This is a genomic window from Rhizobium sp. SEMIA 4085, assembly GCF_013004495.1.
GTDB classification, from domain to species: Bacteria; Pseudomonadota; Alphaproteobacteria; order Rhizobiales; family Rhizobiaceae; genus Rhizobium; species Rhizobium gallicum.
In genome coordinates this window covers 1-8,392 of sequence record NZ_JABEPH010000273.1, presented here as the reverse complement: position 1 = coordinate 8,392, position 8,392 = coordinate 1, and the positions used below count along the sequence as shown (strand labels likewise).

General features: G+C 57.3%; 4 protein-coding genes and 1 pseudogene. 1 reads left to right on the top strand and 4 read right to left on the bottom strand.

The window, feature by feature from the left end; translation table 11 throughout:
- On the bottom strand, positions 1–1,243 hold a 1,243-nt coding region (locus C9413_RS22960; RefSeq protein WP_170250949.1), incomplete at its 3' end, for a hypothetical protein.
- A gap of 136 nt (positions 1,244–1,379) precedes the next feature.
- Here C9413_RS22960 and C9413_RS22955 point away from each other — a divergent pair.
- The gene (locus tag C9413_RS22955) at positions 1,380–2,609 is read left to right on the top strand and encodes a glycosyltransferase family 4 protein (protein ID WP_170250948.1); all 1,230 of its coding nucleotides are present in this window, start codon (positions 1,380–1,382) and stop codon (positions 2,607–2,609) included.
- Between the two features lie 306 nt (positions 2,610–2,915).
- Here the strand turns inward: C9413_RS22955 and C9413_RS22950 are convergent, their stop codons facing one another.
- From C9413_RS22950 to C9413_RS22940, 3 genes and pseudogenes are all read right to left on the bottom strand, one after another.
- Positions 2,916–4,301 (bottom strand): hypothetical protein, encoded by a 1,386-nt coding sequence (locus tag C9413_RS22950; protein WP_170250947.1) that lies wholly within the window; start codon positions 4,299–4,301, stop codon positions 2,916–2,918.
- An 860-nt stretch (positions 4,302–5,161) separates the two neighbouring features.
- Positions 5,162–6,430: a glycosyltransferase family 4 protein gene (locus C9413_RS22945; protein ID WP_063856021.1), complete on the bottom strand. Its 1,269-nt coding sequence runs from the start codon at positions 6,428–6,430 to the stop codon at positions 5,162–5,164.
- A 291-nt stretch (positions 6,431–6,721) separates the two neighbouring features.
- Positions 6,722–8,392 (bottom strand): annotated as a pseudogene (locus C9413_RS22940) (nucleoside-diphosphate sugar epimerase/dehydratase); the annotation flags it as partial.

Genomic DNA, 8,392 nt, shown 5'->3' with positions numbered 1-8,392 from the left:
CCGACTGACTCTGACCTGGTTCGCCCCCCATCCTCCCGTCGCCCGTCCCCCCCTCCGCTCCCATAGCGTTGGCCCAGCCATGATCGAGACTGTCGCGCGGGAACGCGCCCGACCGTGTTCGCACGTCATGGTAAGCCTTTGCTGCCGGAGCGACGGCAGTTACGCTTAGGGCGCAGGGCGGACTGGAGACAAGGAAGCGCTCCGTATCGGGCGCCACCGTGACGATCGTCTTAGAAGGCGGTGCCCAGGTTACATTGCCTTCCTGATAGATCTGCGGATCTGCAACCCTTGCGGCATCTTTCGACCGACTGGCATAGGTTAGGTCGTTTGTATTCGGGCCTGCTTTGAAATAATTCCCGGCATATGCGATCGGGGTCCCCCCAGGAAACTGCGAGAAAATCTCCGCCCACTCGGACCGCGCATTGAAGAAAACGTTATTAACGATCTCAATACAGGACTGTCCGTAGTGATTGTTGTCTGGATTCCGATCATTATTCGACAGACACAGGTTCCTGAGAAATGTCAGTTTTTGCGGCGCCCGTGGATCGGATCCAAGCAACGTGCATTTGCTGTGTTTGTTGAGGCCCTCCGCAAGGATCGAATTTGCGATCGTGACCTCCGTGGCGTCGGCATGGGTACTGATGTTCTCGTCCGTCGCCCAGGAAACCGACACGTGGTCGACGTACACCCTTTGGCTATTCTCGATGACCAGCCCGTCAACGTTTTTGACAGTGTTTGGGAGCTGCGGCCGGATGCGAATATGTCGCACGATAACGTCATTCGTTCCCTTGATTCCCAGCAGCGTATTTTTTCCCTTTTTGTCAGGCCGCTCAATCGTCAAGACTATGCCGCTGCCGGGTGCCGTCTGCCCGAGGATGGAGACTGACGCATTGTCGCTTCGAACGATCAGCGTTCGCTTGAGCTTGATCGTACCGCCAATCTGGAAGACGCAGTTCCTCGGACCCGCCGCCTCGATGCACGCTCTGAGGCTTCCGGATCCGCTGTCTTCCAGATTTGTGACAGCGATGATCGCGCCGCCTCTTCCGCCTTGCGCACTCTTTCCGTAACCTTCGGCGCCAGGGAACGCATCGGATGCTGCGTTTGCAGCCTGAGCGTGGCCGACAGCCCCAAGGCTGATTAAAGTGAGTGCTAGTAGGCAGGTTGCAGCGATGAACATTGGAGCGCAGCGGCGCCCTTGCCAATGCATACCATCTCTTGCGTCCATGCCGTTCGCATCCACCATCTCACAACCCAATAACAGCTGAAAAGAGCGCCCCTCCTGCTATCGTCAGTTAGCGTTCAGCCGGACGAAGATGAACGCTTTTCGACGCGCTCTGTCGAATTGGGCAGTGCTCCAGTACAATCAATAACTAATTAGGGTGATATCAAATATCGCACCATTCGGCGATACTATTGCCAATACGGTTTACACAGGTAAATCCATGGGTTCGAGGCCAATAGTCGTAGTCTATCCGTTTGTTGGCGATAAATTCGGCGGAAGCGACATCTCAGCAATCAAGCTGATTGAAGCGCTTCAGCCCTCCGAGGTGCGGCCGGTGGTCGTGCTCCATAAGCCAAACGGAGATTTCGTAAAATATTTGGACAAGCGTCAGATTGACTATCTGACGGTCAAGGTGTCCGTCCTCAGACCTCGATATCGCGGCGCCGGAAGCGCGGCGGCAGCAGGCTACCTTTATACCGTCGCCCGATTGATCCGTTTTCTTCGCCGGCACAAGGCCGATATCGTCCACACCAACGACGGGTCGATACACGCGACATGGGGGCTTCCAACCGTGCTTTCCGGAGCGCGCCTACTATGGCACCATCGCGGCGACCCGGCGGGACGGGGCATAAACCTTCTCGCGCCGTTTATTGCCAGTCATATCGTTACCGTCTCCAACTATGCAAAGCCGACCTCACCTTTGCTCCCCATCAGCGCCCGAACCTCGGTGATCCATAGTCCTTTTGACCATCCCGAGCCCCTGCTTGACAGAGAGGAGTGTCGTCTGGATCTCGTGCGGGAGCTCGGACTGGATGAGAAAACACGCCTCATTGGATTTTTTGGCACACTCATCGATCGCAAGCGGCCAATCCGCTTTGTCGAAGCCATACACGCGTTTTGCGCGCAGCATCCTGAACTGACGGTCGCAGGCTTGTTGTTTGGCTCGCCCGAGCATTGCGGCGAGCGACTTGATGTCGAGGTGGCGGCGCGTGCGCGCGAGTTGGGGATAGAAAAGGCCATTCACCTGATGGGTTTCCGCTCGTCGATCAACCGTCTGATGTGCGCTATGGATATTCTACTTGTACCCGCAATAAACGAACCGTTCGGAAGAACCCTCATCGAAGCGATGCTGGTCGGGACGCCGGTCGTCGCGACGAACCACGGTGGAAATCCCGAAGCAATCGTCGATGGAGAGACCGGCTATCTCGTCGAGCCGGAAGTGCCGAGCGCTTTTGTGCCGCCGATGGCCAAGCTCTTAAAGGATCCGTCTGAATGGCAGCGCGTGAGCGCAAACGCGCAAAAATCTGCTTTGGCACATTACGGAATTCGCCCTCATACAGAAAAAATAATGCATATCTATCGCGAGCTTGCCGGCAGAACCGCATGATCAAATGCTTTGGTCAGCATAGGTGGGGACTGAATTGCCAATCTGCGGCAAAGCGCGCCGTCCCCAACGGGGCCGCCGCCGGCCACTTGATCCCCGATTTCAAGGGATTTCGAGCCCTCGCGCGGCCGAGGGCTGTTTTCGGATGGCGGGCCGCTTAAACGCAATCGTCGCGCCCGCGCTTTCTTTTGTCCAATCTCCTCTGCCCATAAAATATTGTAGGATGCGCTGACCTGCGACCTTCTCGGATGAGAGGATGGATTTGGTTTTCAGTTTTTCAACTATCCGGCTTCTCATGTGGAAGCTCATTCATGCGGTTTCTTTCTGACGAAACCGTGCTTTGACTTGCGCCCACAGCCCGGATTTCGCCAGCGCTGCCTTGCCGGCTTCAGGCTTCGCGCCTTGGTTGAGAACGCCTCCAAGGATGAAAGGTTGGTTGACCGAGAGGCGGTTCAACGCATTGACCAGCTTTCGTTCCGTTGTGCGTCCCGCCGAGACGACCACGATGATGGAATCCACATGGGCGGCGAGCCAAACGGCCCCTTCCTCGTTCTCTAAATTAGGCGCGTCGATGATGACCAGATCATACATTTTGCGCAAATAAGAGCAAAGTGGTCCTGAATCGTCGGCAGTGAAGCTTGCGAAGACGACGTCAAGCCTGGGATGGGCCGGCGAAGTCATGCTGGAGATGCATAAATCGGGCGGATCTGCGATCTTTGGCACCAGGCCAGGCGTGGCTATGCCAAGAAGCGCGCCCGCACCTTTCGCTGATGAGTCAAAGTCAACCAGAACCGTGCGAAGATTGCTCGTTGCCGCCGCGGCGGCCATGCCGAGGGCGAGCGCGGTCTTGCCCTCACCAGGCGAGGGTGAACAAAACATCACGATCTTTCCACCAATCGAGCGTTCGATTGTTCGCCACCCAAGACACAAATTTCGCATTGCCTTTCCGAAGGGCGAGGATGGATTGTCGACGGCAAATTCGAATGAGCTGGAACCGTGCCGGAAATGCCGGGTCAGGCGCGGAACGGTCACCAGGTTCGGCCGGCCCAGAATGTCTTCCAGGTCGTTCGAGCGATACAGGCGATCGTCGAGCACATCGACAATGATGACCGTCAGGACCGCGAGGATGAGAGAACCCATCGACCCCGACACGACGACGAGAGCCGGCTTCGGAAACGTCGGGCTCGTCGGCACCTCCGCATAGGACGCGACACTTGCTGACGCTTTGTGCTCGCCCCGCTCGGGATCTAGATCCCCTAGTCGAAGCACGACCTGATCATAACGCTTTTGTTCGGCCAGCAAATCCCTCTCAAGTTCGCGTCTACGGATTTCCGCAAGACTGCGCCCTTGTATCTGTTTCTGGAGCATCGCTACATCGGTACTAAATTTGGCAGCACGGCCGGCCGCGACCTCTGCGCTATTTGCCAATTCCTGGACAATTCGTTCTGCTTCGTCCGTCATCATCCGTCGATTGGCTTCGAGTTCGGCATCGGCATCGGCGACCAACGGATGGTTCTTGGCGAATTTAGAGCTAAGCTGTGCCTTCAGTCGTTCCAGGCGTGACTGCTCGGTGCGAAGACGATCCAGCGGCTCTGACGCGACCACACGTACAACGGATGATACATCGCCCGACGCAATCAGTGCTTTGGCCTCGAGATACTTCGACCGCGCGGCGGTCTCGTCAGTACTTGCCACTGTAAATTGCTCATTCAGAAGCTCCAACCGTGACCTGAGAATGTCATCCTTCGGATCGAAAGTGAGATCGCGATTGGCCGAAAACGCGGCTATCTCGCGTTCCATTGCCGCTATGCGGCTGCCAAGCTCCCTCGCCTGACCTCGAAGATAGTCGATCGTGTTCTTCGTTGCTTCGTCCGTGAGTTTGGCAGTCCAATCAACATAATGTTGAGCAATGGCGTCGGCGATCGCCGCTGCCTTCAGCGCCCTTGTCTGCCGCACCTGGATCGTCATCGCAAGGCTTTCACCGTTGCGGTCGACGGTGAAGGAACCGAGCAACGCCGATATAGCCCTGTCGCGTTGAACGCTCTTTGAAACCAGCCGGCTGCGAACCGTGTCGGGATTCTGCTTCGGGGCGAAGAATTTGGTCGTAGCAGAAACGAGAAGGCTGATACCTCCTTCATTTTCGTCGTCACGACGCGGAAGGTAAGTATTGTAGTCGGGGTCGCTCACCAAGTCGAGCGCGTCCACAACCGTGCCCACGAACACCCGCGATTTGATTACGTCCAGTTCCGTTTCCATTACGGACTTGTCCCGCTCCTGTTTGCGGAGTTCCTCGACGGCCTCATAGGGACGGGCATCGTTCCGATCGAAAACAATGGCAGACGAAGCGACATAGACCCTTGTCATAAAGCCGGCGGTCAAGGCTGTGAGAATCAGCCCGCCCACAAGGACCGACCCAAAGGACCATAGGTGCCTGCGCACCAATTCCAGCAGATCGACAATTCCATAGCCTGAACGCGGGCGGAGCAGGCGCCGCTGATAAGTGATGCTGTGATGTCTGCCCGCAGGCGATGGAACGAGCCCATGTGGTGTTATTTTCACCCTCTCCAAGAGATGACCCTCCTCGTTGCATCGAGCTGTTGGTTGATCGCGTCGGCCTCCCGCCCACAGGCTCCTGCAGCCTCTCGGCCCGCATGGTCATGATTTGAGAGACCCATGCGATCGATAAGTATTTCGTTGATTGAGTGGACATTGAACCTGGTGCAGGCCAGTTCGCGCGAACGCCGACCCATCTCAGCAGCCAGCCGTAGCCCGTCGGCAAGCGGCCACATGGCGCTCAACAGGCTGTCTGCGCTTCGCGGCATGACAAGATAGCCGTTCTCCCCAGGTTCGATGGTTTCCCGGCAACCCGGCAGGTCCGTTGTAATAATCGCGCGCCCGACTGCCATCGCTTCCAGGATGCTGCGGGGTATTCCCTCTCGGTAATAGGAGGGGAGGACGAATATGTTGCAATTCGCGAGGAAGGGGCGGACATCCTTTGTCTCGCCAAGATAATCCACGATCCCTTCTTCGATCCACTCTTGAACCTGCAGCCGCGATATCGCCCCTGGATTGGGATCAAACGGTCCGAGAAGTTGGAATTCGGCATTCGGCCGCTGCCGCTTCAAGCGGCGCGCCGCCTCCACATACTCGAAGACGCCCTTGTCTTTGATCAGCCGGGCCACCAGGAGAAAGACAGGCTTTTCCAATGGGGCGGGTGCGAAGGCGAAGTGATCGACATCCACGCCGGAGCCGGCAACACGATGAATAACGGAAACGTCGTGGACCAATGAATTTTCAATGATGTCCGAGCGATCTGCATCATTGTAGACAAAAACCGTCCTCGCTCCCGCCATCGCCAGCCGATAAAGCCGAACGCACAGTCGTTTGATCCAACGGCCCTTTAGCGTCCTGAGGCTCGCTTCTGAAAAAACATGCCCCAGACCGGTTACGAGAAAACAACGCCCCGGAACACCCGCTGAGCGGGCTGCGATTCCGCCGTAGACGATCGGTTTCATCGTATAGGGGACCACGACGTCGGGCCTTATCTTCTTTATAAGTCGCCGGATCTGGAGGAACGTCGCAATGTCCCTGACCGGGCTCAAGCTGGCGCGGGCCATCGGGATTGTGGCGAACTCAACCCCGATCTTGGAAAGATCGGCCTTCACCTCCGCGTCGTCTTCAGGACCTGCAGCTACTACGACATGGCCGGCGCGCACCATGGATTTCAGAAGTTCCAAACGGAAATTCGTCAACGAACGGCTATAGCTGGACAGCACCAGAATGCGCTGGCTTCGTTCCTGCTGCCGCCAAAGCAAGCGATCCAATGGAGTGCTATCCGTTGGTGCCGCATCTACATTCAACACAGTTCTCTCCAGACGAGATCCAATAGACTAATTTCGTGGGAGCGACCGGCGCCTGCCGCTGATTGGGTTTCATTGCAGCCGTGATGGGCTGATCCACCCAGACACCTCAGCATTTCCTCCATCAGTCTCAGCCACAAGAGCTGCAAGTAAGTTGTCCGGGAGACCCACGTCATCATGATCCTCGCCCTCTTCGCGAGTTCCATCATGCACTGGAGCCAGTGCCGCTCCGGCGAATGCGGGACGCTGCCACGCATAACCTGGGACAAGGCTGCTGATGAGGGCGAGCACCATGGATGCATCACCCATTGCAGCGAAGCGCTCCAGCCTGGCGAACGTCGTGCGAAGTTTGGAAAGGGGCACGGGCCTGGGAATTGCGCCGAAAACCCCCGGAACAGGTGACGGAACCGGAGTATCATTCATATCGAAAAGCTCCTCGTAGCACTTTTCGCCGGGACGCAGCCCGATGACCTTGATCGCTATATCCTTGTCGGGGACAAGACCTGCAAGCCTGATCATCCTGCGTGCGATGTCCATGATCTTCACCGGCTTTCCCATATCCAGAACGAAGATCTCACCTTTTCCGATGTCGCCCTCGAGCCCGTAAGCGGAGGCCTGTAGGGTAAGTTCCACGGCTTCCCGAATGGTCATAAAAAACCGCGTCATGTCCGGATCGGTCACGGTCAACGGTCCACCGCTGGCGATCTGTCTCTTGAACAACGGGATGAGGGAGCCGCTCGAGCCAAGAACGTTGCCGAACCGCACGGTCATGTAACGTGGCCCGCTTCCCCGCTCCACTCCTTCGAGGTCCAGCGCCTGACAATAGAGCTCCGCGAGGCGTTTCGTCCCTCCCATGACGCTTGTCGGATTGACCACCTTATCGGTAGAGATCTGAACCATCGCAAGGGCGCCGATCTGCCTGGCGGCATTGGCGACGTTCATCGTGCCGATCACGTTTGTGAGCGCGCCTTCACACGGATTGATCTCCACCATCGGGACGTGCTTGAGCGCTGCCGCATGGAAAACCAGCTCCGGCCTATATTCTTCGAAAACGTCGTTGACACGATTGGCCCGCCGAACATTGCAGAGACAGGTTGCGCGGGGCAACGTCGCGAAGCGTTCCGCGAGCTCAAGGTCAATTGTGTAAAGATTGAACTCGCAGTTCTCGACGAGAACGAGCTGCGACGGCTCACAGGCAGCGATCTGGAGCGTGAGCTCGGAGCCGATCGAGCCGCCGGCACCAGTGATGAGAACGCGGCGCCCCTTTATGAGCCGCAAAATGGCATCCCTGTCCAAAGCGGCCTGCGGCCGCTCCAACAGATCCGTCAGCTCGATCGACTTGAGTTCAAATCGGTTTTCCCGCTTGGCATTCTTCAGCTCGGTCATCTGGGATAAACGGGAAACGGTGATGCCGAGCGCTTCGGCCTGCCTGATGAGCTTTTCGCAGACCTCCTCACCGAATACGGAAGGCGCCTCGGTGAAGACAAGGTGCCGCGGGAAGGAATTGGCGAGGCGTAGTTCCCTTACAACCCTCTCAAAATCCGTCAGGGCACCCAAAATCGGCACGCCGTGCATCATTATCCCTTCGCAGGCGCCTGTCGGCTCGATGATGGCAACCGGACGATGGAAGCAGCTGCGGTCGCGGCTCACAGCGCGCAGATAGAGATCCGCAGCATCTCCCGCACCAACCAGCAGCGTCGGTATCTTTTGCTCCCGCTCGGGCGCTTGCTTCAGCCATCCAGCGTTATCCGGCAGGGACAATTCGTTAATGCGAAAGGTCAGCCGCGACGCCGAAAGGAACAGTGAGAGCAGGAGCGCCTCGAGAAGCAAGGCTGCGCGCGGGATATCTTCCAGCCTTTTATGAAGAATAGCACGCAGACCAAAAGGGCCGTGGTTATGAGGACTGCCCGTAGGATTGTCCAGAGA